This window comes from Tritonibacter litoralis, assembly GCF_009496005.1.
In the GTDB taxonomy this organism is placed as follows: domain Bacteria; phylum Pseudomonadota; class Alphaproteobacteria; order Rhodobacterales; family Rhodobacteraceae; genus Epibacterium; species Epibacterium litoralis.
The window spans coordinates 122540-149232 of record NZ_WIBF01000005.1 but is presented as its reverse complement, the minus strand read 5'-3'; the positions used below and the strand labels follow the sequence as shown (position 1 = coordinate 149232).

The 26693-nt window shown below is 61.3% G+C and carries 27 protein-coding genes and 1 riboswitch; of the genes, 19 read left to right on the top strand and 8 right to left on the bottom strand.

Annotated features, from left to right (window positions below; genetic code table 11):
* The first annotated feature begins 105 nt into the window (after positions 1-105).
* From metG to GFB49_RS10310, 6 genes are all read left to right on the top strand, one after another.
* Complete coding sequence (gene metG / locus GFB49_RS10335; RefSeq protein WP_153215790.1) at positions 106-1824, top strand: methionine--tRNA ligase; 1719 nt, start codon at positions 106-108, stop codon at positions 1822-1824.
* A gap of 212 nt (positions 1825-2036) precedes the next feature.
* The gene (gene hemP, locus GFB49_RS10330; protein ID WP_153215898.1) at positions 2037-2201 is read left to right on the top strand and encodes a hemin uptake protein HemP; all 165 of its coding nucleotides are present in this window, start codon (positions 2037-2039) and stop codon (positions 2199-2201) included.
* A gap of 88 nt (positions 2202-2289) precedes the next feature.
* Complete coding sequence (locus GFB49_RS10325) at positions 2290-3558, top strand: imelysin family protein (protein ID WP_153215789.1); 1269 nt, start codon at positions 2290-2292, stop codon at positions 3556-3558.
* 124 nt (positions 3559-3682) lie between these two features.
* Positions 3683-5176: a di-heme oxidoreductase family protein gene (locus GFB49_RS10320; protein WP_246149679.1), complete on the top strand. Its 1494-nt coding sequence runs from the start codon at positions 3683-3685 to the stop codon at positions 5174-5176.
* A 3-nt stretch (positions 5177-5179) separates the two neighbouring features.
* Positions 5180-6205 (top strand): imelysin family protein, encoded by a 1026-nt coding sequence (locus tag GFB49_RS10315; RefSeq protein ID WP_153215787.1) that lies wholly within the window; start codon positions 5180-5182, stop codon positions 6203-6205.
* Between the two features lies 1 nt (position 6206).
* Positions 6207-7280 carry a DUF1513 domain-containing protein gene (locus GFB49_RS10310; RefSeq protein WP_153215786.1) on the top strand — a complete coding sequence of 358 codons (1074 nt, stop codon included), beginning with the start codon at positions 6207-6209 and terminating at the stop codon, positions 7278-7280.
* A 111-nt stretch (positions 7281-7391) separates the two neighbouring features.
* Here the strand turns inward: GFB49_RS10310 and cobO are convergent, their stop codons facing one another.
* Entirely contained in the window at positions 7392-8027 is a 636-nt protein-coding gene (gene cobO, locus GFB49_RS10305; RefSeq protein WP_153215785.1) for a cob(I)yrinic acid a,c-diamide adenosyltransferase, read from the bottom strand.
* 50 nt (positions 8028-8077) lie between these two features.
* A riboswitch (cobalamin riboswitch) is annotated at positions 8078-8286 on the top strand.
* Between the two features lie 99 nt (positions 8287-8385).
* Here cobO and GFB49_RS10300 point away from each other — a divergent pair.
* The 7 genes from GFB49_RS10300 to cobJ are packed head-to-tail and all read left to right on the top strand — an operon-like array spanning position 8386 to position 16411.
* Positions 8386-8775 (top strand): DUF1636 family protein, encoded by a 390-nt coding sequence (locus GFB49_RS10300; RefSeq protein WP_153215784.1) that lies wholly within the window; start codon positions 8386-8388, stop codon positions 8773-8775.
* 5 nt (positions 8776-8780) lie between these two features.
* Positions 8781-9875 carry a cobalamin biosynthesis protein CobW gene (gene cobW, locus GFB49_RS10295; RefSeq protein WP_153215783.1) on the top strand — a complete coding sequence of 365 codons (1095 nt, stop codon included), beginning with the start codon at positions 8781-8783 and terminating at the stop codon, positions 9873-9875.
* A 6-nt stretch (positions 9876-9881) separates the two neighbouring features.
* Complete coding sequence (gene cobN / locus GFB49_RS10290; RefSeq protein WP_153215782.1) at positions 9882-13127, top strand: cobaltochelatase subunit CobN; 3246 nt, start codon at positions 9882-9884, stop codon at positions 13125-13127.
* The gene (gene cobG, locus GFB49_RS10285) at positions 13124-14299 is read left to right on the top strand and encodes a precorrin-3B synthase (protein ID WP_153215781.1); all 1176 of its coding nucleotides are present in this window, start codon (positions 13124-13126) and stop codon (positions 14297-14299) included. The genes cobN and cobG overlap by 4 nt, the downstream gene beginning before the upstream one ends.
* Complete coding sequence (locus GFB49_RS10280) at positions 14283-14912, top strand: precorrin-8X methylmutase (protein ID WP_153215780.1); 630 nt, start codon at positions 14283-14285, stop codon at positions 14910-14912. The genes cobG and GFB49_RS10280 overlap by 17 nt, the downstream gene beginning before the upstream one ends.
* A gap of 12 nt (positions 14913-14924) precedes the next feature.
* Entirely contained in the window at positions 14925-15641 is a 717-nt protein-coding gene (gene cobI, locus GFB49_RS10275; RefSeq protein WP_153215779.1) for a precorrin-2 C(20)-methyltransferase, read from the top strand.
* Positions 15638-16411 carry a precorrin-3B C(17)-methyltransferase gene (gene cobJ, locus GFB49_RS10270; protein ID WP_153215778.1) on the top strand — a complete coding sequence of 258 codons (774 nt, stop codon included), beginning with the start codon at positions 15638-15640 and terminating at the stop codon, positions 16409-16411. Before cobI ends, cobJ begins: the two co-directional genes overlap by 4 nt.
* On the opposite strand, the gene GFB49_RS10265 is transcribed toward cobJ, so the two are convergent.
* Positions 16399-17151, bottom strand: coding sequence for a cobalt-precorrin-6A reductase (locus tag GFB49_RS10265; RefSeq protein ID WP_153215777.1), 753 nt, complete (start codon positions 17149-17151; stop codon positions 16399-16401). The genes cobJ and GFB49_RS10265 overlap by 13 nt on opposite strands.
* Here GFB49_RS10265 and cbiE point away from each other — a divergent pair.
* From cbiE to cobF, 6 genes are read left to right on the top strand one after another with little or no spacing between them, the layout of a single operon-like run.
* Positions 17150-18349: a precorrin-6y C5,15-methyltransferase (decarboxylating) subunit CbiE gene (gene cbiE, locus GFB49_RS10260; protein ID WP_153215776.1), complete on the top strand. Its 1200-nt coding sequence runs from the start codon at positions 17150-17152 to the stop codon at positions 18347-18349. The genes GFB49_RS10265 and cbiE overlap by 2 nt on opposite strands.
* Positions 18346-18714 carry a cobalamin biosynthesis protein gene (locus GFB49_RS10255; RefSeq protein ID WP_153215775.1) on the top strand — a complete coding sequence of 123 codons (369 nt, stop codon included), beginning with the start codon at positions 18346-18348 and terminating at the stop codon, positions 18712-18714. Before cbiE ends, GFB49_RS10255 begins: the two co-directional genes overlap by 4 nt.
* Entirely contained in the window at positions 18711-19496 is a 786-nt protein-coding gene (cobM, locus tag GFB49_RS10250) for a precorrin-4 C(11)-methyltransferase (RefSeq protein WP_153215774.1), read from the top strand. Before GFB49_RS10255 ends, cobM begins: the two co-directional genes overlap by 4 nt.
* On the top strand, positions 19493-20803 hold the full coding sequence (locus GFB49_RS10245; RefSeq protein WP_153215773.1) for a cobyrinic acid a,c-diamide synthase CobB: 1311 nt from the start codon (positions 19493-19495) through the stop codon (positions 20801-20803). The genes cobM and GFB49_RS10245 overlap by 4 nt, the downstream gene beginning before the upstream one ends.
* Entirely contained in the window at positions 20800-21522 is a 723-nt protein-coding gene (cobA, locus tag GFB49_RS10240) for a uroporphyrinogen-III C-methyltransferase (RefSeq protein WP_153215772.1), read from the top strand. The genes GFB49_RS10245 and cobA overlap by 4 nt, the downstream gene beginning before the upstream one ends.
* A 1-nt stretch (position 21523) precedes the next feature.
* Entirely contained in the window at positions 21524-22294 is a 771-nt protein-coding gene (gene cobF / locus GFB49_RS10235; protein ID WP_153215771.1) for a precorrin-6A synthase (deacetylating), read from the top strand.
* On the opposite strand, the gene GFB49_RS10230 is transcribed toward cobF, so the two are convergent.
* The 6 genes from GFB49_RS10230 to pqqD form a co-directional block, all read right to left on the bottom strand.
* On the bottom strand, positions 22291-22755 hold the full coding sequence (locus GFB49_RS10230) for a CYTH domain-containing protein (protein ID WP_153215770.1): 465 nt from the start codon (positions 22753-22755) through the stop codon (positions 22291-22293). The genes cobF and GFB49_RS10230 overlap by 4 nt on opposite strands.
* Positions 22756-22765: 10 nt before the next feature.
* Entirely contained in the window at positions 22766-23509 is a 744-nt protein-coding gene (locus GFB49_RS10225; protein ID WP_153215769.1) for a ParA family protein, read from the bottom strand.
* A complete protein-coding gene (locus GFB49_RS10220; protein WP_153215768.1) occupies positions 23506-25020 on the bottom strand; it encodes a CHAD domain-containing protein in 1515 nt (504 codons plus the stop codon). The genes GFB49_RS10225 and GFB49_RS10220 overlap by 4 nt, the downstream gene beginning before the upstream one ends.
* Before the next feature lie 8 nt (positions 25021-25028).
* Positions 25029-25208: a ribbon-helix-helix protein, CopG family gene (locus tag GFB49_RS10215; protein ID WP_153215767.1), complete on the bottom strand. Its 180-nt coding sequence runs from the start codon at positions 25206-25208 to the stop codon at positions 25029-25031.
* A 122-nt stretch (positions 25209-25330) separates the two neighbouring features.
* The gene (gene pqqE, locus GFB49_RS10210) at positions 25331-26419 is read right to left on the bottom strand and encodes a pyrroloquinoline quinone biosynthesis protein PqqE (protein WP_153215766.1); all 1089 of its coding nucleotides are present in this window, start codon (positions 26417-26419) and stop codon (positions 25331-25333) included.
* Positions 26416-26685: a pyrroloquinoline quinone biosynthesis peptide chaperone PqqD gene (gene pqqD / locus GFB49_RS10205; RefSeq protein ID WP_153215897.1), complete on the bottom strand. Its 270-nt coding sequence runs from the start codon at positions 26683-26685 to the stop codon at positions 26416-26418. Before pqqD ends, pqqE begins: the two co-directional genes overlap by 4 nt.
* Positions 26686-26693: the final 8 nt, after the last annotated feature.

Genomic DNA, 26693 nt, shown 5'->3' with positions numbered 1-26693 from the left:
TCCCGTTTTACCACACACTGTTTCATCCCAAACCTCAGCGCGGGCTTTCCCCTGTCGCGCGCTTCCTGTAGACGGTGCACCAACTTCGTATTCTGGATGGACCGCATGGCACGTATTCTCATCACCTCGGCACTGCCCTACATCAATGGGATCAAGCACCTGGGCAATCTGGTTGGCAGCCAGCTGCCCGCTGATCTGTTCGCCCGTTTCCAACGTGGTATCGGCAATGAGGTTATGTTTCTGTGCGCCACGGATGAACATGGCACGCCGGCGGAACTGGCGGCGGCCAAAGCAGGCAAGCCTGTTGCGGACTATTGCGCCGAGATGCATGAGGTTCAGGCCAAAATTGCGCGTGGCTTTGGCCTGTCCTTTGACCACTTTGGCCGCTCCTCCAGCGAGGCCAACCACAAGCTGACACAGCATTTTGCGGGGAAACTGGCCGAGGCTGGTTTGATTACCGAGGTTGCGGATCGTCAGGTCTATTCGCACGCTGATGGCCGCTTCCTGCCCGACCGCTATGTCGAAGGCACCTGCCCCAACTGTGGCTATGAACATGCGCGTGGCGACCAGTGCGAGGAATGCACCAAACAGCTGGACCCCACCGATCTGATCAATCCGCGTTCGGCCATCTCCGGCTCTACCGATCTGGAAGTGCGCGAGACCAAGCACCTGTTCCTGCGTCAATCCCAGATGCGCGACCAACTGGATGCCTGGATCGACAGCAAGACGGACTGGCCGGTTCTGACCACCTCGATCGCCAAGAAATGGTTGCATGATGGCGACGGTCTGCAGGACCGGGGCATCACCCGCGATCTGGACTGGGGGATTGAGGTCAAGAAAGGTTACGCGCCTTGGGAAGGTATGGAAGGCAAGGTCTTTTATGTCTGGTTTGACGCGCCGATCGAATACATCGCCTGCGCCAAAGAATGGGCCGAGGCCAACGGCAAAGACGACGCCGAATGGGAACGCTGGTGGCGCACCGACAAGGGCGCCGATGACGTGCGCTATGTCCAGTTCATGGGCAAAGACAACGTCCCCTTCCACACCCTCTCCTTCCCGGCCACCATCCTGGGATCTGGCGAGCCGTGGAAAATGGTCGACCACCTCAAATCCTTCAACTACCTGAATTATGACGGCGGCCAGTTCTCTACCTCCAAAGGGCGCGGCGTGTTTATGGACCAAGCGCTCGAACTGTTGCCCTCGGATTACTGGCGCTGGTGGCTCTTGTCCCATGCGCCCGAAAGCAGCGATTCCGAGTTCACCTGGGAGAACTTCCAGCAATCCGTGAACAAGGACCTGGCGGATGTTCTGGGCAATTTTGTCAGCCGCATCACCAAATTCTGCCGTTCTAAATTTGGCGAGGAAGTCCCCGCCGGTGGTGAATTCGGCGACCAAGAAGCGACATTGATTGCCGATCTGACCAAGCGCATCCGCGCTTATGAAGGCCATATGGAAGCCATGGACGTGCGCAAATCTGCCCAAGAGCTGCGCGCAATTTGGGTTGCGGGCAATGAATACCTGCAATCCGCAGCCCCCTGGTCGACCTTCAAAACCGAGCCCGAGAAAGCCGCCGCACAGGTGCGACTGGGCCTGAACCTGATCCGTCTTTATGCGGTCCTCAGCGCGCCGTTTATCCCGGATACAGCGGACAAGATGCTGGAGGCCCTGGGTACAGAAGACCGTAACTGGCCGACAGATGTGGACGCTTTCCTGGCCGCCCTGCCCGCGGGCCACGCCTTTACGGTCCCGGATGTGCTCTTTGCCAAAATCGCCGACGAGCAGCGCGAAGAGTGGCAAGAGAAATTTTCGGGCACCCGCGCCTAAACCGCCATTTTTTTGATCCAAATCAAGGACGCACCCTGCGGGGTGCGTTTTTTTGTGACCAATTTTATAACCGACTAAAAAACTCAGATTGACATATCCGACTAAACAAGTCAGAAAACACCTATCCAGCCAACCTGCCGAGTCAGGTCAGCCCGATGTCAGGAGATTAACGAGGGACAGTCATGACCTCAAAACAGCGTTGGGTAGATGAGATGAAACAGATCGACACAAATGAATTGACCACTGCAACTGAAGTTTTCCCCACCTTCTATGCCGAGGATTTGACCAAAGGTGGCAACCAGGCCCGTATTCTTTTGAACGGCCAGGTCTACAGCCTGCGGATCACCCGCGCTGGAAAACTGATCCTGACAAAATAAAGCCAGCCCGGCCGTCCTAGTCTGGGCCGGGCTTTCGATTTACAAGGCGCCCCCGTGGCGCCCTTTTAACGCAAGCGATGAGCACACCATGATCTCCAAAATTCTGCGCACCACGGCCGTGTCCGCGATGACCCTTTCTGCCACAGCGGCGTTTGCCGTGGAAAAAGAAGCGGTCCTGACCAATTACGCCGATATTGCTCTGGCCACCTACGAAGACAGCCTGATCACCGCCAAGACCCTGAAAGGCGCGGTTGACGCCCTGCTGGACGCCCCCTCAGCCGAAAACCTGCAGGCTGCGCGCGCGGCATGGCTGGCGGCCCGCGTCCCCTATCAGCAATCCGAAGTGTTCCGCTTTGGCAATGCGATTGTGGATGATTGGGAAGGCAAAGTGAACGCATGGCCGCTGGACGAAGGTCTGATCGACTATGTCGACGCCTCTTATGGTGGCCCCAGCGATGAAAACGGCCTGGCTGCGTTGAACGTTGTTGCCAACCCCAGCTTTGACCTGTCCGGCAAAACCATTGATGCCGCCAAAATCACCCCGACGCTGCTGGAAGGCACCCTGCATGAGGCTGACGGGATCGAGGCCAATGTTGCCACCGGCTATCATGCCATCGAATTCCTGCTTTGGGGTCAGGATCTGAAAGGCACCGACCATGGCGCGGGCGACCGTCCATGGACCGATTTTGCCTCGGGCGACGCGTGCACCGGCGGCAATTGTGACCGTCGTGGCGAATACCTGCAGGCGGCCACGGATCTGCTGGTGAGCGATCTGGAATGGATGACCGCTCAATGGGCCGACACCGGTGCCGGTCGCACCGCATTGTTTGAGGACGTAACCGCAGGCATTTCCACCATGCTGACCGGCATGGGGTCGCTGTCCTACGGTGAGCAAGCAGGCGAACGGATGCGCCTTGGCGTGATGCTGAACGACCCCGAAGAAGAGCATGACTGCTTCTCGGACAACACGCACAACAGCCATTACTACGACGGGCTGGGTGTGCAGAACGTCTATCTGGGTCAATATGTGCGCGTTGATGGATCCCTGGTCTCCGGTCCGTCCCTGTCAGAACTGGTTGCAGAAACCGACGCTGCGCTGGATGCTGAGATCCTGACCAAACTGTCGACCACCATGATGGCCCTGGGTCGGATCAAACTGGCGGCCGAGGCAGGGTATTCCTATGACCAGATGCTGGCGTCCGGCGATGCCAAAGGCGAAGCGCTGATCATGGGCGGTGTGACCGGTCTGATCGACCAGACCCGCTCTTTTGAACGGGCTGTTACAGCACTGAAACTGGACAGCATCGCGTTCGAAGGCTCTGACTCGCTGGACAACCCCACAGCCGTCTTCCAATAATAACACACGCCCCGGGCCATTCCCTGGCCCGGGGTTGCACCACGTATTTCTCCTCCCACGATTTGGTTCAGGCATGTTTACCCAAACCACCCGCGCTTCGGCGTTTTCCGTCCTTGCCATATTGATGGCGACCACCGTCGCGGCCTCTGATTGGCCCACAAGCGTGGCCACAGATCCGCACCTGAACCTCATCCCCCGCACCGATGAAGACCGTGCCAAGATCGACACGGTAACCCAGCCTGCAACGACGTTTGATGCACCCGAAGCGTTTGAAGCCCATCCCGCAGGCGCCGCCACAACGCGGGCACGCACCGACCGGGACGCGTTCTCACAGCACAGCGCCAACCTGTCGTTTGAGGAAGAGCTGGAATTCAAACTTGGCAATGCCCTGTTTGAAAAGATCTGGGTGTTTGCACCCGCCTCGACCAAAGCCTCTGACGGTCTTGGCCCCTTGCACAACGCCCGCTCTTGTCAGCGTTGCCACCTGAAGGATGGGCGCGGACACCCGCCACAGGATCTGGCGGATGCAGCCGTGTCCATGTTCCTGCGCGTCTCGGTGCCCGGTCCGGTGCCCGAACACCTGCAAGCCATCCATGACTATATTGGCGACGCGCCCGAGCCGACCTATGGCCGCCAATTACAGGATTTCTCCCCACCCGGCATAAACCCGGAATACCGTCTGGCCGCCACATATGAGGATCTGCCCGTCACGCTCGCCGATGGCACCGTTGTGACCCTGCGCAACCCCACCTATCAGGCGCTTGATCTGGGTTATGGCCCCATGCAGGCGGACGCCATGTTTTCGCCCCGCGTCGCCCCTTCGATGATCGGCCTTGGCCTGCTGGAGGCGATCCCGGCGGCAGATATTCTGGCGGGTGCGGATGACGCGGACGTCGATGGCGATGGGATCTCTGGCCGGGCGAACATGGTCTGGTCACAGGAGTATCAAACCATCCTGCTGGGCCGCTTTGGCCTCAAAGCCGGCAGCCCCACGGTCCACGAACAATCTGCCGGCGCTTTTTCAGGTGATATCGGCATTTCAACACCTTTGTTCCCTGCCCATTGGGGCGAGTGCACCGAAGCGCAAACCGATTGCCGCGCCGCGCCCCATGGCAATGATGAGGTCCGCGGGACCGAAATCGATCAGCCGAATATGGATCTGGTCACCTTTTACAGCCGCAACCTGGCGGTGCCCGCCCGGCGCAACATGTCCGACCCCGCCGTTCTGCGCGGCAAAGAGCTGTTTTACGACACAGGCTGCATCAGCTGCCATACGCCTAAGTTTGTGACCCACCGGCTGGAGGATCGCGATGAACAAAGCTTCCAGCTGATCTGGCCCTACAGCGATATGTTGCTGCATGACATGGGCGAGGGTCTGGCCGACAACCGCCCCGAAGCCCGCGCCACCGGTGAAGAATGGCGCACACCGCCCCTCTGGGGCATCGGATTGACACAGCAAGTCTCACCGCAAGCCGGCTTCCTCCACGACGGGCGCGCCCGCACCCTGCTTGAGGCCATCCTGTGGCACGGCGGCGAGGCAGAGACTGCCAAAACCAAAGTGACCGAGATGACAGCAGACGAACGCGCGGATCTGATCGCCTTTATCGAAAGCCTGTAACCCATGCGTTTGACCTACTCCTGTGTGATCTCTGTTGGACTGGCTGCTGTCGGCCTGTCGTCGGCCCATGCTGCAGATGATCTGACACAGCCCATTGTCGCCGATCTGATCCAACCGGCCTTTGATACGCTGGCCCATGAGACCGCAGCCCTGGCAGATGTTGCAGCCACAAGCTGCCATGACGCCACCGCCTCTGACACGGCTCTGGCCGAAGCCTATGGGCGCGCCTTTGACGCCTGGATCACCGCGAGCATCTGGCGCTTTGGCCCGACCGAGACGGACTCCCGTGCCTTCTCGCTGTCCTTCTGGCCCGACAACCGCGGCAAGATCGGCAAAACCGTTGGGGCGCTGTTGCGCAGCGAGGATACCGGCATTTTGGCCGCGGATGAGTTCGCGCAATTCTCTATCGCTGGCAAAGGTTTCTATGCGCTGGACTATCTGATGTTTGACACCCAAGCCCAGACCCTTGGCTCTGCCAGTTATCGCTGCGCTTTGGTTGGCGCAATGACCACCGATATTGCAGCCACGGCCACAGCAATTGACGCGGATTGGAGCACGGGTTTTGCAGAACAGCTTTCCCCGCCCTCGGCCCGTTATCAAAGCCAGGACGAAGTGCGCCAAGAGCTGTTCAAAACCCTGACCACCGGCTTGCAAGTGGATGAGGACCTGCGCCTTGGCCGACCGCTGGGCAGCTTTGACAAACCCCGCCCCCGTCGGGCCGAAGCCTGGCGATCTGCCCGTTCTCTGCGCCATCTGACCCTATCGTTGGAGGCCCTAAAGCCGCTCGCCCAGTCTTTGGCCGTTGGTGCCCCAAACCTTCAGGACAAGTTGACTCGGGCGTTTGACAAAGCTCTGCGCCGCGCCAAGGCGTTGGAAGATCCACAGTTTGCCGGGGTTTCAGACCCCGCCAGCCGGTTCCGGGTCGAAGCGCTGAAACAAGAGGTTGCGGATATTCGCGCGTTGGTCGCGGCCGAGCTTGGCCCCCGTTTGGGCGTCGCCGCCGGTTTCAACGCATTGGACGGAGACTGATATGACCACACGACGCGGTTTCTTGGGCGGTCTGATGGCCGCAGGCCTAACCCCTCGGGCCAGTTGGGCGGATGTGGGCCTGCCCGATTTTGTGACCGCAGGCTTGGAGCCAAACGGCCAATACATTCTGGCGGGGCTGTCGCGCAGCGGCGAGGTTCTGTTCCGCCATCCGTTGCCAGGGCGCGGCCACGCCGCCAGCGCGCATCCGCTCCGCCCAGAGGTCATCGCCTTTGCCCGCCGCCCCGGCCGGTTTGCGGATGTTCTGGACTGTCGCACAGGCCGCCAGATCGCCCGCATCACCCCGCCCGAGGGCTTGCATTTTTACGGCCACGGCTGTTTTTCCGAGGACGGCAGTCGGCTGTTCACAACCGAAAACGACTATGAAAATGCCCGCGGGGTGATCGGGATCTGGGACAGCGCGACCTATCGCCGGATCGGCAGCTTTTCTTCGGGCGATATTGGCCCGCATGACATCCTGCGCCACCCGGACGGCTATCTGGTGGTCGCAAACGGTGGGATCGAAACCCACCCCGAAAGCGGCCGCACGCCTTTGAACCTGCCGACCATGCGCTCCAGTCTTGCTTATCTGAGCTTTGACGGTGCCCTACTGGAGCATGTGGCGCTGCCTACGGATCTGCGTCTCAACTCCATACGTCACCTGGCGCTTGCGCCTGATGGAACCGTTGGGTTTGCGATGCAATGGCAGGGAGACCTGGGCGACGTGGTTCCTATTGTCGGGCTGCATCGGCGCGGCACAGCACCGCGTCTGCTGGCCGAGGATGATCCGCGTCTGCGAAATCTCAACGGGTATGGAGGCTCCATCGCCTTTGCCCCCGATGGTGAGACGGTCGCAGTGTCGTCCCCACGCGGGGATCGTGTTCAAATCATGGACGTTCACAGCGCTGAAATGACGCAGGAACACAATCTCGCAGATGTGTGTGGCCTGGCCACAGCAGGAGCAGGCTGGGTCGCCACAACCGGATTGGGCCAGGTTCTATCGCTTTCCCCAGAACAGGCGCGCCCAATTACAACAGGCGCAACCGCATGGGACAATCATCTGATCCCCGTCGGTTGACACGGGGGCGCCGCGCGCTGGGGGGCTGGAGACAAAGTCTCCAGCCCCCCAGCGCGCGGCCTTGGCCTGACCAAAGGTCAGGCCAGCAGGGCAAAGCCCTGCCACCCAGGATTAAAACTCCACACCTTTTTGTGCTTTGATGCCCGCCCGAAACGGGTGTTTGATCTGCCCCATTTCTGTGACCAGATCCGCAATTTCGATCAGCTCATCCTTGGCATTGCGCCCTGTCAAAACCACATGCGTCATGGCAGGTTTCTGTTCCACCAGGAATTCCAAGACCTCATCCAGGTCCAGATATTCATACCGCAATGCAATATTGATCTCATCCAGAAGAACCATCGTATTGCGTTCATCCAGGATCATTTCCTTGGCCTTTTCCCAACCTTTGCGCGCCGCCGCAATATCGCGGGCCTTGTCTTGGGTTTCCCAGGTAAAGCCTTCACCCATCGCGTAAAATTGGCACAGATCGCCAAAGTTTTCTTCGATCAGCGTCCGCTCACCTGTGGCCCAGGCCCCTTTGATAAACTGCACCACCGCACAGGGCATCTTGTGCGCGATACAGCGCATGATCATGCCAAAGCCCGAACTCGACTTCCCTTTGCCGGGCCCTGTATGAACGATGATCAACCCCTTTTCGCCATCTTTGGTTTTCATCATTTTGTCACGTGCGGCCTTCTTCTTGGCCATCTTGGAGGCATGGCGTGCCGCTTCTTCTTCGGAAATAACGGTATCAGGTTTCTCGCTCATCACAGGCTCCTTCGGCTTTTGCCATGTCTTGACAAGGAAGCCCCCAATAGCGCAAGGGGTTTTATGTTGGTTCCCAGGCTTAGGTCTGGGCGAAGAGGGAATGTGCCAGCGCCTGCGCGCCAAGCACAGCCGCCCCCGCGACCGTGACCGGATGAGGTTTCTGATATCCACTGGGTTTTGCCCGGGAAGGACAGAACACCGCTGCCCCCCAAAGGCTACATCCGCAAGCCGGGAGACCTGCCAACACAGATAGAACGGGCGGACGGGGTGTTCTGCGACCGGTTGCGGGCCGTTGATGAAACATGCGCCCCACTGGCTGGCTCCCTCCCCCACGGACATGGAATAGGAGCGGTTTAAAATGGCTGAAACTCACGATCTCGCGCCGGTCATGTTGACCGTTTGCACCACCTGCAAACGTGCAGATGTTGACCCCGAAGGCCCGCGCCCAGGTGCTGTTATGCTTGAGGCTCTCAAAGAGGCCACCCTGCCCGAGGGGGTTCAGCTGCGCGGCGTTGAGTGTTTGTCGGCCTGTACCCGCGGTTGTTCCATGGTGCTGAGCGGCGGATCTGAACGCTGGACCTATGTCTATGGCGACATGGATCCTGATACCCATGTGGCGGAAATTCTGGACGGGATCGCGGCCTATGCCCAAACCACAGATGGTCTGGTGCCCTGGCGCGAACGTCCCCAAAGCTTTCGCAAGCAAACCGTTGCCCGCATCCCGCCGTTGAAACTGCCAGAGGCCTGAGTTTAATGAGCAATCTGAACAAGATCCCCGTCACCATCATCACCGGTTTTCTGGGCGCAGGCAAAACCACTCTGATCCGCCACCTGATGCAAAACCCACAGGGCAAGCGTCTGGCGGTTGTTGTCAATGAGTTCGGCACCGCCGGTGTGGACGGCAATATCCTAAAGTCCTGCGCGGATGAAAACTGCCCGGCCGAAAACATTATGGAACTGGCCAATGGCTGCATCTGCTGCACCGTGGCCGATGATTTCATCCCCACCATCGAACAGCTGATGGCCCTGCCCGAAGCGCCTGAACATATTGTGATCGAAACCTCAGGCCTGGCGCTGCCAAAACCGCTGCTCAAAGCCTTTGACTGGCCCGCGATCCGGTCGCGCATCACCGTGGATGGGGTGATCGCTTTGGCCGATGCCGAGGCCGTTGCCAAAGGCCAGTTTGCCACCGACCTGGATGCGGTGCAGGCCCAGCGCGAGGCCGATGAGGGCATCGACCATGAAACGCCATTGTCTGAACTGTTCAAGGATCAGATCTCCTGCGCGGACATCATCCTTTTGTCCAAAGCGGATCTTGCCGGTGAGGACGGTCTGGCCACGGCACGGGCCATCATCGAAAAAGAATCCCCGCGTGAGCTGCCGATCCTGCCAATGACCGAAGGCGTGATTGACCCCCGTGTGGTTCTGGGGGTTGAGGCTGCCGCCGAAGATGATCTGGATGCGCGCCCGTCAAACCATGATCATCATCATCACGACCACGATCATGATGACGCGCATGACCATGATCACGGGCATCATCACCACCATCACGATCACAGCCATGACGAATTTGAAAGCATTGTGGTCGAATTGGGCGAAGTCTCTGACCCCGAAGCGCTGCAAAACCGCATCATTGAAATGGCACGCAACCGCAAGATCCTGCGTGTCAAAGGCTATGTCGCTGTGGCAGGCAAACCAATGCGGATGCTGATCCAGGCCGTCGGCGACCGCCTGCGCGCGCAATATGACCAACCCTGGGGCAGCGCGCCACGCAAAACCCAATTGGTGGTGATTGCAGAGCATCACAATATCGATGCCGCTGGTATCCACGCAGATCTCGGAGCCTAAACCACGATGCATGTCGTCTTCCGCGAAAGCCACGGGTTAGAGGAAAGTGAGACACCACAGGATCTCGGGCAGACGCCTGCGGATCTGATTGTGCTGTCCTTTTCCGACAGTGACCTCGGGGCCTTTGCGGCGGGCTGGCATCGCGCGGAGGGATCCTTGCCCAAGCTGCGTCTGGCCAATCTGGTGGCGTTGAAACATCCGCTGTCGGTGGATGTCTACGCCGAACAGACGCTGGAGGGGGCCAAGGGCATTCTGGTGCGTTTGATTGGCGGCGAAAGCTACTGGTCCTATGGTCTGGCCACCTTGCAGGATCTGGCCCGCCGAAAGGGAATCGCCCTGGCAATCCTACCCGCAGATGGGCGCGAGGATCCGCGTCTGGATGAACTGTCGACCCTGCCGGTTTCAACCCTACGGCGGTTGCAGCATCTGTGCGACGCCGGCGGGGCCGTGGCAGCTCAGGCCGCATTGGCACAGCTCGCCCTGGCAGCAGGCCTTTATGCCGGGCCTGTGGCTGGGTTGAAATCCATGCCCGACCAAGGGATCTATGACCCGGATCTGGGCGTGGTCGAAAACATCACCACGGACGGCAAACCCCTCGTTCTGCTGAGCTTTTATCGCTCTTACCTCACATCTGCCGACACCGCACCGGTGGATGCGCTGATCCACGCGCTACGCGCACGCGGCTATGCGGCCTTTGGCCTCTTTGCGCCCAGCCTCAAAACACCCGCAGCTGTGGCCTGGCTCAACACCCTGCTGCCTGCCGAAAACCCCGCCGCCATCATCAATGCCACTGCCTTTTCGGCTCAGGGCAGTGATGGCAGCGCCTCGCCCCTGTCGACCACTGGCTGCCCGGTGTTCCAAGTCTCGCTCTCGACCGCCCGGCGCAAGGATTGGGCCAACGCGGACCGGGGCCTTTCGCCGGCAGACCTCGCCATGCATGTGGTCCTGCCTGAGGTGGACGGGCGCATCTTTGCCGGTGTCATCAGTTTCAAGGCTCCGGGGAAGAAAGACCCCGATCTGGAATACTCCCGCTTTGCCCACCGTGCCGATCCGGACCGGGTGCAGGCGGTTGTGGACCGCATTCACGGGCAGCTGGCGCTGGCCACCACGGCAAACGCCGACAAACATCTGGCGCTGGTTGTGTCCACCTATCCCGGGCGCGATCACAATCTGGCCCATGCGGTTGGCCTGGATGCGCTGGCCTCGTGTGATGAGATCCTGGCCGAGCTTTCCCGTCAAGGATATGACGTCACGGACCTCGACCGCGCGGGCCTGCGACTGATGGAAGAGGTGATAACTCTGCCGCTTGCCACCTATATGGACGCGCTCCAGACGCTACCGGATCTGTTGCAAGCAGATCTTGCAGCCGCCTGGGGCGACCCCAAAGACGACCCCGATTGTGATGGGCAGGTCTTCCGCTTTCGCGCGCTCCGGGCGGGCAAGGCGCTACTGGCGCTGCAACCCGAACGTGGTGAGGTCAAAACCCGTGTTGATGATTATCACGACCTCGACCGCACGCCACGCCACGCCTATGTGGCGTTTTATCTGTGGCTGCAGTCACAGGTCGATGCGATTGTCCATATCGGCGCCCATGGCACGCTGGAATGGCTGCCGGGCAAGGCGGTGGCCCTGTCCGAAACCTGCTGGCCCGAGGCTCTGATCGGCCCTTTGCCGGTGATCTACCCCTTTATTGTGAACGACCCTGGTGAGGCGGCCCAGGCCAAACGCCGCATCGCGGGTGTCACCATCGGCCACCTGCCACCGCCTCTGGCACAGACCACCCTGCCCGAAGGTATGGGTCGGCTGGAAAGCCTGCTGGACGAATATTCCACAGCCGATGGTCTGGATCCCGCCCGCCGCGACCGGCTGATTGAAGACATCCGCGCCGAGGCACAGGGCACCGGGGTTGAGGCCGATCTGAATATACCTGCCGAGGCCTCCTCGGCCGAGGCGATCACCCGGATTGATGCCTTCGTCTGCGACATCAAAGAAAGCCAATATGGCGAGGGGTTGCATATCTTTGGCACCGGCGATTGTGGCCCCGCAGAACGGGCCGGGTTGGTGGCAGCGCTCAACGGGCAGCTGGTTGCGCCGGGGCCGTCCGGCTCGCCGTATCGTGGGCGGGCCGATGTTCTTCCCACCGGGCGCAACCTCTTTACCACGGATCCACGCGCGGTGCCGTCGCGCGCGGCGCAGGCGCAAGGGGTCAAACTGGCGGAAGAGCTGCTGCGCCGCCACCTTCAGGACCATGGCGACTGGCCCAAAGGACTGGTGATCGACCTCTGGGGCTCCGCCACCATGCGCACAGCGGGCGAGGAATTCGCCATGGCGCTGCATCTGGCGGGCCTTGCGCCGAGCTGGGACGAAGGCTCGCAACGGGTGTCCGGCTTTGAGGTGATCCCCCTTGCCCTGCTGGGCCGTCCCCGCATTGATGTGACCCTGCGCGTCTCGGGCCTGTTCCGCGATGTCTTCCCGGGCCTGGCCCAAATGTTTGAAACAGCCGCCGCCGCATTGGCCGGCCGCGACGAAGACGCAGGCGACAACCCCTATCTGGCTAAAATCCCACGCGTCTTTGGCCCGCGCCCCGGGCAATATGGCCTCTCTATGGGGACGCATCTGGATGATTATTCACCAGAGGCACGCGCCGCCGCCGGAGAGGCCTGGCTGGCCGCTTCCTCCCATGCGATCACCGCGCAAGGGGACAGCCACGATGCCCGCGCGGCCTTGGAAACCCGGCTCAAAACCGCAGACAGTTTTGTACACTTGCAAGACTTGCCAGAGACGGATGTTCTGGTCGCCTCGGACTATGCGGCCCATGAAGCCGGCTTTGCCGCTGCCATGGCCCGGCTGGGACACGAGGCGCCTGCGCTTTATCACATGGACGCAACGCGGGTGGACCGCCCCACCGCGCGCGCCTTGGGTGAAGAGATTGCCCGCGTCACCCGCGCCCGCGCCGCCAATCCAGATTGGGCCACCTCGATGATGGCACATGGGTTCCGCGGCGCGGCAGAGATTGCAGCGACCTTAGACCACATGGCAGCTTTTGCCCATCTGGCCCAAGTGGTGCCCCCACATCTGTTTGATCTGTATTTCGAGGCCACATTGGGACGCGACGATCTGGTTGCTTTTATGGGGGATGCCAATCCGGCGGCGCTGCAAGCGATGCGCGACCGGTTCCGGGCCTTGCAAGACGCAGGCCTATGGCAGACCCGGCGCAATTCCATTCTGGCCACGCTTGAGGGGACCTCATGAGTGCGCCCCACGTCTATGGCTGGTGTCCGGGCGCGCTGCGCCCCATGATGTCTGGCGACGGGTTGGTGGTGCGGATCCGCCCGCCCTTGGGACAGCTGAGCCAAGAGCAGGCGCACAAGCTGGCTGAACTCTCGCTGACCTATGGCAACGGACGTATGGATGTGTCGTCGCGTGCCAATCTGCAACTGCGCGGCATTACGCCCGAGGCACACCCAACTGTGATTGCCGCCTTGCGCGAATTGGATCTGGTGGATGAGACCGCGGCGCAAGAAAGCCTGCGCAATGTGATCCTCACACCGTTTTGGTCCGAAGGAGACGCCACCCATCACATTGCGCAGTCCTTGACCCACGCGCTGACACAGGCGAAGGACCTCTCGCTGCCGGGCAAGTTTGGCTTTGCGGTGGATGCAGGGCCAGAGCCGGTTCTAGGCGCAACCGCCGCGGATATCCGCATCGAACAGGGCAACGCTGGGCTGTTGCTGGTCGCAGATGGCGCCGATGTTGGCAAGCCGATGACGGTGGGCACGGCGGCGCAAGACGCCATCGCACTGGCCCGCTGGTTTCTGGACCAAGGCGGCGCGCCCGACGGTCGGGGCCGGATGCACCGTCTCACTGCGCGCCGCGCGCTCCCGCCTGAGTTTGCCGCCCCCCGCCGCGCCAGCGCACCTTTGCCAAGCCCCGGCTTGACGCCCGCCGGGCAACTGGTGGCGTTGGAGTTCGGCCAGATCCCTGCGACAAGCTTTCAGGCCCTTGCTGACATCGCACCTCTGCGCCTCACCCCTTGGCGGCAACTCTTGGTAAAGACACAACAGCCGATCCCACCCCTGCCCGGTCTGATCCTTGACGCAACGGATCCCCGCCTGCAGGTGATCGCCTGCACCGGCGCACCCGGTTGCCTGCAGGCGCGCGCGCAAACGCGCGCTTTGGCGCGCAATCTTGCCCCGCTGCTTCCCCAAGGCACGCAACTCCATATATCGGGCTGCGCCAAAGGCTGCGCCCGGAACACGCCCTGTGACCTCACCCTCGTGGCGCAGGAAAACGACACATTCGACCTCATCCTTCAGGGCACAGCTCAGGACGCGCCACGCCACACCGGCCTATCAGCCGCGACCTTGCCAGACGCCCTTGTGAGCCTCTTTCAGAAAGGGCAGACCAATGCTCCACACTTATGAAACCGATGGTGCCAAGATCTATGCCGAAAGCTTTGCCACCATCCGCGCCGAGGCCAATCTGGCACGGTTCACCAAGGATGAGGAAAGCGTTGCCGTCCGAATGATCCACGCCGCTGGCATGGTGGGTCTCGAAGAACACATCCGTTTCTCCCCCCAGATGGCCGAAACCGCCCGTGCCGCTTTGGCCCAAGGGGCCCCCATCCTGTGTGACGCCTATATGGTCAGCGAAGGCATCACCCGCCCGCGCCTGCCAGCAGACAACGCAGTCATCTGTACCCTGCGTGACCCAAGCGTCCCTGACCTGGCCAAGGAAATGGGCAACACCCGCTCAGCCGCCGCGCTGGAACTGTGGCGCCCGAAACTGGAGGGCGCGCTGGTGGCCATTGGCAATGCACCCACCGCCCTGTTCCACCTGCTGAACATGCTGAAAGACCCCAGTTGCCCCCGGCCCGCAGCCATTATCGGCTGCCCGGTCGGATTTGTCGGCGCCATGGAATCCAAGGACGCTTTGATGCAGGACTTGCCGGTCCCATCGATGATAGTAAAAGGCCGTCTGGGCGGATCCGCAATCACGGTGGCCGCTGTCAACGCATTGGCCAGCTGGAAAGAGTAACGGAAACACACTATGGGAAAAGTCATCTGCGCAGGCCTTGGCCCGGGCGATCCGGAATTGATGAGCGTCCGCTCCTGGCGCGCCATCCAAGGCGCGCGCCATGTGGCTTATTTCCGCAAGGCAGGCCGCAAAGGACAGGCGCGAACCCTGGTCGATGGTCTCTTGCCCGACACCGCCGTCGAACATGCGATGGAATATCCGGTCACCACCGAAATCCATTTCAGCGATCCGGAATACAACCGCCTCCTCTCTGCCTTTTATGATCAATGGGCTGACACGCTGACCGAGATCTCACAGGACGAGGATGTGGTGGTACTCTGCGAAGGCGATCCATTCCTTTATGGCTCCTTCATGCATCTTTACACCCGGCTGCAAGGCCGCGCCGAGGTTGAGGTCATTCCCGGCATCACCGGCATGTCCGGCTGCTGGACTGCCTCGGGCCAGCCGATCACCTGGGGGGATGACGTGCTGACGGTGGCCATGGCCACATTGGAGGAGGATGAGCTGGCGGCGCGGGCTCAAAACACCGATGCCCTGGTGGTCATGAAAATCGGCCGCAACCTCCCCAAACTGCGCCGGGCGCTGGAGCGGGCTGGCCGCGCGCAGGACGCCTGGCTGGTTGAACATGGCACCATGGCCCAGCAGCAGGTGCGCAAACTGTCGGATGTGGACGGGCCTGTCCCCTATTTCTCGATCGTGTTGATCCACGGCCAAGGACGCCGCCCATGACACAATCCGTGACGCCCCCCCTGACAAAGGCAGACACCGGTTCGCTTGTCATTGCAGGCCTCGGCCCCGGAGATGAGGCGATGGTCACGGATGAGGTCCGACAGGCGCTGGCAGCCGCCACTGATGTGGTGGGCTATATTCCCTATGTCAAACGGATCGCACCGCGCGATGGTCTTACCCTGCATGCGACCGACAACCGGGTCGAGGTTGACCGCGCCACCCATGCGCTGGAAATGGCCGCTGAAGGCAAACGGGTTGTTGTTGTTTCCTCCGGAGATCCCGGCGTCTTTGCCATGGCCTCAGCAGTGTTTGAGGCGCTGGAAAACGGCCCCCAAGACTGGCTCGACCTGGATATCCGCGTCCTGCCCGGCATCACCGCCATGCTGGCCGCTGCCGCCCAGCTGGGTGCCCCGCTGGGCCATGACTTTGCGGCCATCAACCTCAGCGACAACCTGAAACCCTGGGATCTGATCGAAACCCGCCTGCGCGCTGCGGGCGCCGCCGGATTTGCTATGGCCTTTTACAACCCGCGCTCCAAATCCCGCCCGCATCAATTTGCCCGCGCGCTTGAGATCCTGCGCGAAGCCTGCGGGCCCGAGACGTTGATCAGCTTTGCCCGCGACGTGACCAAGCCCACGCAGAACATCACCACCGTGCGCCTTGCCGACGCCACGCCCGAGATGGCCGATATGCGCACCATGGTGATTGTGGGCAACCGCGACACCCGCCGCATCGGTCGCCATGTCTTCACGCCGCGCTACGCCGAATGATCCGCCAGCCAGCACATCACCGCGCGGACGCTGTGACAGATGTGGCGTGCAGGCACAGCGGGCCGGTCGATCATGACCACCGGCAGTCCAAGGGCCCGCGCCGCCAGCAGCTTGGCGACGGCACCGCTGCCACCTGCATTTTTGGCCACAACATGGGTGATGCCATGGGTCCTCATCAACGCCTGATCCCCGGCCTGGTCAAATGGCCCACGGGCCACTACAACATCCGCCTTTGGCACAGGCAGCGCCCCTGCGGGCGGATCCACCAGCCGCAGCAAATAGAAGTTCTGAGGCTTTGCGGCAAAGGGCAAAAGCGTTTGCTTGCCAATGGCCAGAAAAACCCGCGCGTCCCTGTCGGGCAGATCCGCAACCGCGGCGTCGACATCGCACACATGGCGCCAATCATCGCCCTCTTGTGCCTGCCAGGCAGGCCGCTCCAGCGCGGCCAGCGGCACGCCCGTCTCGGCGCAGGCCGCCACGGCATTGCGGCTCATCTGCGCCGCAAAGGGATGAGTGGCGTCAATCACATGGCTCACGCCTTCGCGGCGGATATAGTCGACAAGACCCGCAACACCGCCAAACCCGCCCTGCCGCACACGCAAAGGTTGCGCCGCCGGGCGTGCGGTACGGCCCGCATAAGAGAACACGGCCCGACGCCCGGCCCCCGTCCAGTGATCGGCCAGCGCCCGCGCCAATTGCGAGGCTTCGGTGGTTCCGCCCAACAGGAGTATCTGCGCCATGTCTGATCCTCTTCCCACACCCTGGCTCACGCTCATCGGGCTTGGCGAAGATGGCCCGGCAGGCCTCACAGATGCAAGCCGCAAAGCGCTGGCGCAGGCCGAGATCATTTTTGGCGGCCCGCGCCATCTGGATCTGGTGGACGCAGGTCCCAAAGGGCAGCCCTGGCCGGTGCCTTTCTCAATCGACCCGGTTCTGGCCGCCCGTGGCCGCCCGGTGGTGGTTCTGGCTTCGGGCGATCCTTTCTGGCATGGGGCCGGCGGCTCCCTGATGCGCGCGCTTGCACCAGGGGACTGGATCTCATACCCCGCGCCCTCGACGTTTTCTCTGCTCGCCAACCGATTGGGCTGGAAGCTGGAGGATACGCTGACCCAAGGGCTGCACGCTGCACCCTATCAACGCCTACGCCCCCTGTTGGCGGACCAGGCGCGCATCCTCTGCACCCTACGCGACGGGGACGCGGCAGCGGAACTGGCCGCCTATCTCACCGAGCAAGGCTTTGGTGCCTCCTCCCTCACGGTGGCCGAGGCTCTTGGTGGCCCGCGCGAACGGCTGCGTCAGACCACCGCCCAAGGGTTTGACCTCACCGAGATCTGCGCCCCTGTTGCAATGGCGCTTGACCTTGCAGGTCACCGCGGGTTGTCCCAGGCCAGCGGGCTTGCGGATGATCTGTTTCAAAACGACGGCCAAATCACCAAACGCCCCATCCGCGCCCTGACCCTCTCGGCGCTCGCCCCGCGCCCGGCTGAGCTGCTGTGGGACATCGGCGGTGGCTCTGGCTCGGTCTCGGTCGAATGGTGTCTGGCCGCGCGTGGGACCCGGGCCCTCACCTTTGAACCCCGTGCAGATCGCATGGCAAACATCACCGCCAATGCTGCCGCCTTTGGCCTGTCTCACCGCATGCAGGCCCATCAGGACCGTGCGCCTGACTGTCTGGCCGACCAGCCATTGCCGGATTGTGTGTTTATTGGCGGCGGCGGCTCGCAAACCTTGCTGGACCACCTTTGGCAGATCCTGCCGCCAGGCACCCGGATCGTTGCCAATGGCGTCACCCTGGAAACCGAAACCCTGCTGATGCAAGCCCAGGCCCAATGGGGCGGCCAGCTCTTGAAGGTGGAGATCGCCGAAGCAGGTCCCTTGGGCACGATGCGCGGCTGGGACCGGGCCCGCCCCGTAATCCAATGGAGCGTCACCCGATGATTGTTGCAGGCTTTGGCATGCGCGCCGCCGCATCCCTTGTGGATCTGACCCAGGCCCTGTCAGGGCTACCCGCCCACCCCCAGCTCCTGGCCACGCTCAGGGCCAAAGGCGAAACCGAAGTGTTTCAATCCTTCGCCAGCAGCCAAAACCTCGCCACTTGCCTCTTGGAAGAGGATGAGATCGCAGGCATAGAGACGCCAACCCGCTCATCGCGCATCCTTGCGCGATTTGGCACCGGATCACTGGCCGAAGCCGCAGCCCTTGTTGCGGCCCGCCGCCACGGCACCGCCCGGCTGATCCACCCCAGACATATCTCCACGGATGGCCTCGTCACCGTGGCCTTAGCAGAGGTGCACCCCCAATGACCGTTCACTTTATTGGTGCTGGCCCCGGAGCCGCTGATCTGATCACCCTGCGCGGACGCGACCTGATCGCCGCCTGCCCGGTCTGCCTTTATGCGGGCTCTCTGGTGCCAGAGGCGCTGCTGGCCCATTGCCCAGAGGGTGCGCGCATTGTGAACACCGCGCCCTTGTCGCTGGATGAAATCATTGCCGAGATCAAGTCGGCCCATGCAGCCGGTCAGGATGTGGCGCGGCTCCATTCGGGCGACCTGTCGGTCTGGTCTGCCATGGGCGAACAGCTGCGCCGTCTGCGCGCTGAAGGCATCCCCTATGACGTGACCCCCGGCGTGCCCTCCTTTGCCGCGGCCGCCGCTGCTTTGGGATCAGAACTCACCCTGCCGGGCGTCGCACAATCGCTGGTGCTCACCCGCACCTCGGGCCGCGCGTCCGCCATGCCGGATGGAGAGACGCTGGAAAACTTTGGCAAAACCGGTGCAACCCTCGCCATCCACCTCAGCGTGCATGTGCTGGAGGACGTGATCGCCCGCCTCACCCCCCATTACGGCGCCGATTGTCCTGTGGCCGTGATCTGGCGCGCAACCTGGCCGGACCAGCGCATCGTCAAGGCCACGCTCGAAACACTTGAGGACGCGACCCAAGGCGAACGGGGCCGGACAGCGCTGATCCTTGTGGGTCGCGCCATCGGAGCGGAAGAGTTCGACGAAAGCTGCCTTTATGCGGGTGACTATGACCGTCGCTACCGCCCGGTCGGCACAGATCCGCGCTTCCCGGAAGGAACAGAATGATGCCCCATGGATTGATGATCTCTGCCCCCTCTTCGGGCACCGGCAAAACCACCGTGATGCTTGGCCTTCTGCGCGCCCTGGCGGAGGACGGCCTGACCGTGCAACCCTTCAAAAGCGGCCCCGACTACATTGATCCGGCCTTCCACCTGGCAGCGGCCAAACGCGCGTCCTTTAACCTTGACACATGGGCCATGGACGACCCCTTGCTGAACGCCATCAGCGCCCAGGCCACAGGGGCCGAGATCTGCGTGGCCGAAGGGTCCATGGGACTTTTTGACGGTGTGGCCACCCGGGGGCAATCTGGGTTTGGCTCTTCTGCAGAAACCGCCAAACGCATGGGCTGGCCGGTCATTCTGGTGATCGATGTGGGGGGGCAGGCGCAATCTGCTGCGGCCACCGCCTTGGGCTTCAAAGCCTATGACCCGGATCTGCCCTTTGCCGGGGTCATCCTGAACCGGGTCGCCAGCCCCCGTCACGAACGGCTCACCCGGCTGGGGATGGAGCACGCCGGGGTCAAAGTGCTCGGTTCCCTGCCCCGACGCGGTGACCTGGCCCTGCCGGAACGGCATCTGGGTCTGATCCAGGCGGTCGAACACCCGGATCTGGAGGCCGCGATTGCAGGCTATGCCAGTTTCCTGCGCGAGAACGTCGACCTTGATGCGATCAAGGCAGCCGCGCTTTCGGGCCCCGAAACGCCTGCGGCACCGCTGCCGACCCCGCCCGCACAGCGGATTGCCCTGGCCCGCGATGCGGCCTTTTCCTTTACCTATCCCCATCTGTTAGAGGGCTGGCGTCAGGCCGGGGCTGAAATCCTGCCGTTTTCGCCCCTCGCGGATGAGGCCCCCGCGCCAGACGCGGATCTGGTCTGGCTGCCCGGTGGCTACCCTGAACTCCACGGCGGCACGCTGGCGGCGGCAGAAACCTTCCGCCGAGGTCTGCAAAAACACGCCAAAACCAAACCCGTCCACGGCGAATGCGGGGGCTATATGGCGCTCGGAGAGGCCTTGATCGACAAACAGGGCAACCGCCACCAGATGGCAGGCCTCCTGGGGCTTGTGACCTCTTATGAGAAACGCAAATTCCACCTGGGCTATCGTCGCGCCGTGTTGCAAAACGCCATGCCGGGATTTGCGACGGGGTCAGCCCTGCGCGGGCATGAGTTCCATTATTCAACCATTTTGGATGAACCCGATGCGCCGCTTGCCAGTGTTTTTGACGCCGATGGCAATCCGGTGCCGGAAACCGGATCCGTCAACGGTCATGTGACGGGCACCTTCTTCCATCTGATCACCGGAGAGGACACATGACCGGTTTTGTCTCCTTTGTTTCTTCTGGCCCCGGCGATCCGGAACTTTTGACGGTCAAGGCGGTCAAACGTCTGGAAACCGCCGATGCGGTTCTGTTTGACGATCTGTCCTCAGGCCCGATCCTGAGTCATGCGCGTGATGACGCGGATCTGATCGGTGTTGGCAAACGCGCAGGCCGCCCGTCGCCCAAACAGGATCATGTCAGCCGCCTGTTGGTGGATTATGCCAGAACCGGGGCCAAAGTCGTGCGTCTGAAATCCGGCGACGCGGGTGTTTATGGCCGCCTCGAAGAGGAAATCACCGCCCTGCGCGCCGAAGGTATCGCGTTTGAGATCATCCCCGGCGTCACCGCCGCCTCTGCCGCTGCTGCAGCTGCCAATATCCCGCTCACCCGTCGGATGACGGCGCGGCGTCTGCAATATATCACCGGCCACAGCGCCACCGGCGCGCTGCCCGAAGAAATGAATATGGCAGCCCTTGCCGACCCCGAGGCGACAACTGTGGTCTATATGGGCAAACGCACCTTTGCTGATCTGGCAACGCAGCTTTTGAACCACGGTCTACCGGCTGACACACCCGCGCTAGTGGCCAGCGGCGTCTCCACGCCCGATCAGGAATTGCGGCGCGAGACCCTGGGCGCTTTGCCGGATCTGTTGCCCAAGTTAGAAACCACCGCACCGGTTCTGATCCTTTACGGTCCACTGGCGGATGAGAACTAAGATGTCCGCGATCCCTTACAACCTGTCGCTGATCGGCATTGGCACCGGCAACCCCAAACATCTGACGTTGGAAGCGGTAGAGGCTTTGAATGCCGTGGATCTGATCCTGATCCCCAACAAAGGCGCGGGCAAGGATGATCTGGCCGCCCTCCGTCAGGCGATCTGCGCCGAGGTGATCCGCGCGCCGGGACCACAAATTGTGGAATTTGACCTGCCCACGCGGGATGAAGCGACCCGGGATTACCACACCCGGGTCGACGATTGGCACGATGCCATCGCCGCGATTTGGTGGGACAGCATGACCCAAGCCCTGCCTGCAGGCGGCACCGTAGGATTTCTGGTCTGGGGGGATCCATCGCTTTATGACAGCACGATGCGGATCGCCGACCGGCTGCACCAAAGGGGAGACATCGCAGTCAATGTCATCCCCGGCATCACGTCGATCCAGGCGCTGACCGCTGCCCACACAGAGCCGTTGAACCAGATCAACGCGGCCGTCACCATTACCACCGGCCGCCAATTGCGCGACCACGGCTGGCCTGCCACGGCCGATACTGTGGTGGTGATGCTCGACGGGCAATGTTCCTTCCAGACCCTTCCCCCCCAAGGGATCCAGATCTGGTGGACGGCCTATGCTGGCATGACAAATGAGATTTCAATCTCCGGCCCCTTGTCCGAGGTCACGGAGAAGATCACCACAACCCGCGCGCGTGCACGGGCGGATCATGGCTGGTTGATGGATATCTATATGCTGCGCAGATCCGCGCCTTAATCCGGCAGGCCGTTCACGGCCATGTTCTTGTTCTTATAGCGTTTGTCATCGGTGACATCGGCCCCAAACCAATGGGGCGGCTGAAACGCCTCAGCGGCGGCCAGCGTGTCAAACTCCACCTCGACCAGGACCAATCCAGCCAAGGCCCCTTCAAACACGTCCAGCTCAAAGATGAGCCCATCCGGCAGCGCGGCGCTCCAGCGGATCTTCTCCACCCGGCGGCCTTCGGTCTCCGGCCAGAAGGTCTCAAACTGCGCTTGGGTAATCTCTGCCTCGCGTTCCGTGCGCACCGTGCCTTCGCCCGATTTGAACGTCATCACAAAGGTTGCGTTTTTCTGGCGCAGTCGCATTTCCACCGCATCCGTTGGATGGGTGATATAGCCCTGACGCACCTCGGTCCGCTTGGCCTCGTCCAAATTGGGCAATTCGCGCACAAGGAACTTGCGTTCGATCTCTTCCATGACGCGCTCCTCAGGTCCGCTTTTCCAGTTCCTGCCACAGGGCCTGATAGGCCTTGCCTGCAGGCCGATTGCCCGCAAAGGCCATGGTAGGCTCCCGGTGCACGCCCATCTTCTCGACATCGGTGGAAAACGGCAGATGGGTGTCCATAAACCGCCCCTTATAGGATTTACGCATCCGCGCCATCGTATCCCCGTGGAGCGTCTTGCGCGCCTGCACCATGGAAAAGAACGGCTTCAGCTTCTTCGCCTTTAACCCCTGTTCATCAAAGAAGGTCACCAGCTGTGCAAAGGTCCGTTCCGTCAGGGTCGAGGGGATCACCGGCACCACAATATGATCGGCCGCCTTAAACACCGCCTCAGAAAGCGCCGACAGGTTAGGTGGGCAGTCAAGCAGGATCACGTCATAATCGCCATCCACACCTTGCAGCGCCTTTTTCAAACGCGAGCGGCTGTTTTTCATCCGCGACAAGAAGATATCGAAATCCCGGAATGTCAGGTTTGCCGGCAGGATATCGAGGTTTTCGTAGTCGCTACCGCGAATGGCCTTGGTGAACCGCTCCACATCCTCAAAGAACTTTGCCTCTTTGAGCTTTTTCGACGGTTTCACCCGGAAGTAAAACCCGGACGCCCCTTGAGGGTCCAGATCACACAACAAGGTGCGCGCGCCTGATTGGGCATAGGCATAGGCCAGGTTCACGGCCGAGGCGGTTTTCCCCACGCCGCCTTTGTTGCTGTAACAGGCTATGATCTTCATGACTGCGCCCCTTTCTCGTGGAACAATGTGCGGAACCTCTCGCGGGTCCCTTGGCTGTCAAAACCGGCAAAGCTCTGGACCACACGGGCCCGTTCTTCCAACTGCCGCCCGTGCAAAATCGAGATCAGCGCACCGATGCTTTGAGCGGCTTTCAGCGCGGTCTGCCCTTTGAGCCGCCCGGAGGAAATCAACGCCTGCAGGCTTTCTTGCTGCACCGAATAATCGTTGAACAGACCCAGATTATCCTGCAGTTTCTTCAACGGCTTCAGGATCGCCTTGATTTCTGCGCCGTCAAACTGGGGCGCAAAAAACTCGATCAGATACCGCAGTTTCTTGCAGGAAATGCGCAGCTCGTGCACCTCTTCATCGGGGGTCTGATCGTCGATCTTGGCCGCGGTTTTGCAGACTTTGCGATAGCGCTTCCAGATCAGCCGTTTGGCATAATCCCCAACCGTCAGACCGCCTTGTGGGCCCTGCACAATCTCGCCCGGTGTCTCAAACATCACTTGCAGCTCGGCCATCTCACGGTTGTAGGCGACGCTTTTCAGCCGCTTGGTCACTGTGGTCAGCGCATCCTTGCGATCTGTGGCAAAGGTCTCAAACATCAGTCGCAGCCCCTCGTGGAGGTTTTCCGGCAGCATGTCGAAATAGTAATCCTGCTCCAGCAGATAAACATCCAGATCCCGCAGCGCCCCGGTTGGGGCCATGAGATCCGAGAAGCGCTGCTTCAACTCGGCCGTTGCCGCATCGCCATAGACCCCTTTGAACAGGCTCAGAACCGATCGGATCTTGCGCAGCGCAACGCGGTAGTCATGCAGAAACTCGGTGTCAAAATCGGCAATTGTGCCCGGCTCGTTCTGGCGCGCCACAGACAGATAAGCGGCGATGATTTGATTGGCGGCTGCAACGGCGGTGGTCTCGGGCGCAAAGCTCAGCTTGGGCTTGGCCACATATGGCACAAGATCCGGAAACAGAACCGACTGGATCTGCCCCGGTGTCGCCACCGATGCACCCGCCGTCAACAAACCTTTGGTCACCTGTTTCTGCGCCTTGTCATAGCCGCGCACCGGCGTCAGCGCCATCAGGCTTACGGTCTTGTTGTCTTTGGAAAACCGCAGGACATCCACGCGCAAATGGGTCTTTTCCTCATCATCCACCAGACGCAGCTGATCTTTGACCAGCTCTCCCTGTCCCAGATCCAACAAGCACCGCAGCGGGGACATATCCGACAGGTGATGTTTGACCGGGCCATCCGCCAGATCCGCAACAAAATTGCCCTTGCGCGCCGCTGGTTGCCGCAACAAGCGGCCATCCGCCTCCATCAGGACAAGTGCGCCTTCTGTTTCAATCAACAACCGCCCGGATTGACGAATGCTCTGATCAAAACAATCCAGCACAGTAAACGGGCTGGGTTCGACGTCTTCGCCCGCTTGGGCCGACAGGCCGCTTGCCATGTTTGACCAATCAGACAGTGGCAATGCTTTGGGATATGATAACAGTTGGTTCGACATTTCTGGTCTCAATTTTTCTTTTTGGTTCCAGCCAGATACTCTTCGATCAGCTGCTCAATGATCTTTTGAACACTGGTATCCTCTTCGATTGCGCGAATTTTCAACGCTTTCAACGTCTTGCGCTCCAGACGGAGGGACGTGTTTTTCTTGTCACCTTCAGAGGACTTGTTTTGTTTGTCTTTTGCCATGCGCCCGCTCCTTCATGACGTCATGATGACACTGACATCAGCAGAAGTCAAACCCTGGGCATAGCGCATCATCTGGCGCAAATTGCCCCAGTTGCAACCAAAATTGTAAATGAAAGCAGGCCTTAGGTGGCCGCAACCCTGCGATAGGTAAACGCGGTCGTCTCATCCGCTTCTGCAGCGGCCAGCAATGCATCCACCTGCCCGCGTCCGGGCGCGTGGCGACAGACGGGATCAGTGGCATTAGCATCCCCGGCCAAGGCCAGCGCCTGACAGCGGCAGCCGCCAAAATCCACCTCTTTGCGGTCGCAGCTTTGACAGGGCTCCGGCAGCCAATCGGTGCCGCGATAGGCGTTGAACGCCGCGCTATTATACCAGATCTCTGCCAAAGGACGGTCGGTCACGGTATCAAACTGCAAATGCGGAATGGTTTCGGCCGCGTGACAGGGCAAAACCTTGCCTTCGGGTGTCACATTCAACCCCGCCGTGCCCCAGCCGCCCATACAGGCCTTGGGATATTCAGCATAGTAATCCGGTGGTACAAAATCGATGGCCAATATGCCCTGCAAGCGTTTTGCAGCCTCGGCCACCTTGCGTTTGGTTGCCGCTGTCTGGGCGCGTGTGGGCAACAGCATGCCCCGGTTCTGGGTCGCCCAGCCGTGAAACTGCACACAAGCCACCTCAAGTCGGCGCGCGCCCATCTCAAGCGCCATGTCAAACGTCCGGTCCAGATCATCCAGATTGTGCCGGTGCATCACCGCATTCAGGGTCAACGGAATGCCGCGCGCCTTGATCTCATCCGCCACCTGCATCTTGCGGTCAAACCCGCCGTTATACCCACCGATCCAATCCGCCAATTCAGCATTGGTGCCTTGCAGGGACAGTTGAATGTGATCAAGACCGGCGTCTTCCAGTTGGCCGATCCTGCGCGGCGTCAGACCAATGCCGCTGGTGATCAGATTGACATAAAGCCCGGCCTCCCGCGCCGCTTGGGTCAGGGCCACCAGATCCGGACGCGCCGCTGGCTCCCCGCCTGACAGATGCAGCTGCAACACGCCCATATCCGCTGCTTGGCGAAACACATCCGCCCAGACCTCGGTCGGCAATTCACGGTCCTTCTGAACCAACGCCAGAGGGTTCGAACAATAGGGACAGGCCAAAGGGCAGCGATGGGTCAGCTCAGCCAGCATCGCGATGGGAGGCTGGACCGTCATGCCGACACCGTCAGAAACATCCGCGCCCGCAGACCAACCAGAAACCGTTGCACATCCTGCGCAATCTGTGCTTCGGGCGCGTCATAGGTGGCTGCCAGATCCGCAACCAAAGCGGCCAGATCCGTCTGCCCATCCACCCGGCTGAGGATTGCGGTGCCAATCGCATCCAGCGCCACCGCTTTTTCTGGCCCCAACAGCACCCAGCCGCCGCGCACGCGGTCCTGATGCAGACGCACGCCGCGCGGCAACACAGGGGTGTCTTCCATCGCCAACT

Excerpts from the sequence above, each read along its gene's own strand:
- GFB49_RS10255 (WP_153215775.1), top strand. The coding sequence starts at position 18,346 with ATGATTGTTGCAGGCTTTGGCATGCGCGCCGCCGCATCCCTTGTGGAT.
- GFB49_RS10245 (WP_153215773.1), top strand. The coding sequence starts at position 19,493 with ATGATGCCCCATGGATTGATGATCTCTGCCCCCTCTTCGGGCACCGGC.
- GFB49_RS10225 (WP_153215769.1), bottom strand. The coding sequence starts at position 23,509 with ATGAAGATCATAGCCTGTTACAGCAACAAAGGCGGCGTGGGGAAAACC.
- GFB49_RS10280 (WP_153215780.1), top strand. The coding sequence starts at position 14,283 with ATGCTCCACACTTATGAAACCGATGGTGCCAAGATCTATGCCGAAAGC.
- cobI (WP_153215779.1), top strand. The coding sequence starts at position 14,925 with ATGGGAAAAGTCATCTGCGCAGGCCTTGGCCCGGGCGATCCGGAATTG.
- cobJ (WP_153215778.1), top strand. The coding sequence starts at position 15,638 with ATGACACAATCCGTGACGCCCCCCCTGACAAAGGCAGACACCGGTTCG.
- cobF (WP_153215771.1), top strand. The coding sequence starts at position 21,524 with ATGTCCGCGATCCCTTACAACCTGTCGCTGATCGGCATTGGCACCGGC.
- GFB49_RS10320 (WP_246149679.1), top strand. The coding sequence starts at position 3,683 with ATGGCGACCACCGTCGCGGCCTCTGATTGGCCCACAAGCGTGGCCACA.
- GFB49_RS10265 (WP_153215777.1), bottom strand. The coding sequence starts at position 17,151 with ATGGCGCAGATACTCCTGTTGGGCGGAACCACCGAAGCCTCGCAATTG.
- GFB49_RS10215 (WP_153215767.1), bottom strand. The coding sequence starts at position 25,208 with ATGGCAAAAGACAAACAAAACAAGTCCTCTGAAGGTGACAAGAAAAAC.
- hemP (WP_153215898.1), top strand. The coding sequence starts at position 2,037 with ATGAAACAGATCGACACAAATGAATTGACCACTGCAACTGAAGTTTTC.
- cobA (WP_153215772.1), top strand. The coding sequence starts at position 20,800 with ATGACCGGTTTTGTCTCCTTTGTTTCTTCTGGCCCCGGCGATCCGGAA.
- cobM (WP_153215774.1), top strand. The coding sequence starts at position 18,711 with ATGACCGTTCACTTTATTGGTGCTGGCCCCGGAGCCGCTGATCTGATC.
- pqqD (WP_153215897.1), bottom strand. The coding sequence starts at position 26,685 with ATGGAAGACACCCCTGTGTTGCCGCGCGGCGTGCGTCTGCATCAGGAC.
- cobO (WP_153215785.1), bottom strand. The coding sequence starts at position 8,027 with ATGAGCGAGAAACCTGATACCGTTATTTCCGAAGAAGAAGCGGCACGC.
- GFB49_RS10315 (WP_153215787.1), top strand. The coding sequence starts at position 5,180 with ATGCGTTTGACCTACTCCTGTGTGATCTCTGTTGGACTGGCTGCTGTC.
- cobG (WP_153215781.1), top strand. The coding sequence starts at position 13,124 with ATGAGTGCGCCCCACGTCTATGGCTGGTGTCCGGGCGCGCTGCGCCCC.
- cobN (WP_153215782.1), top strand. The coding sequence starts at position 9,882 with ATGCATGTCGTCTTCCGCGAAAGCCACGGGTTAGAGGAAAGTGAGACA.
- GFB49_RS10220 (WP_153215768.1), bottom strand. The coding sequence starts at position 25,020 with ATGTCGAACCAACTGTTATCATATCCCAAAGCATTGCCACTGTCTGAT.
- GFB49_RS10230 (WP_153215770.1), bottom strand. The coding sequence starts at position 22,755 with ATGGAAGAGATCGAACGCAAGTTCCTTGTGCGCGAATTGCCCAATTTG.
- cbiE (WP_153215776.1), top strand. The coding sequence starts at position 17,150 with ATGTCTGATCCTCTTCCCACACCCTGGCTCACGCTCATCGGGCTTGGC.
- GFB49_RS10310 (WP_153215786.1), top strand. The coding sequence starts at position 6,207 with ATGACCACACGACGCGGTTTCTTGGGCGGTCTGATGGCCGCAGGCCTA.
- cobW (WP_153215783.1), top strand. The coding sequence starts at position 8,781 with ATGAGCAATCTGAACAAGATCCCCGTCACCATCATCACCGGTTTTCTG.
- metG (WP_153215790.1), top strand. The coding sequence starts at position 106 with ATGGCACGTATTCTCATCACCTCGGCACTGCCCTACATCAATGGGATC.
- GFB49_RS10300 (WP_153215784.1), top strand. The coding sequence starts at position 8,386 with ATGGCTGAAACTCACGATCTCGCGCCGGTCATGTTGACCGTTTGCACC.
- GFB49_RS10325 (WP_153215789.1), top strand. The coding sequence starts at position 2,290 with ATGATCTCCAAAATTCTGCGCACCACGGCCGTGTCCGCGATGACCCTT.
- pqqE (WP_153215766.1), bottom strand. The coding sequence starts at position 26,419 with ATGACGGTCCAGCCTCCCATCGCGATGCTGGCTGAGCTGACCCATCGC.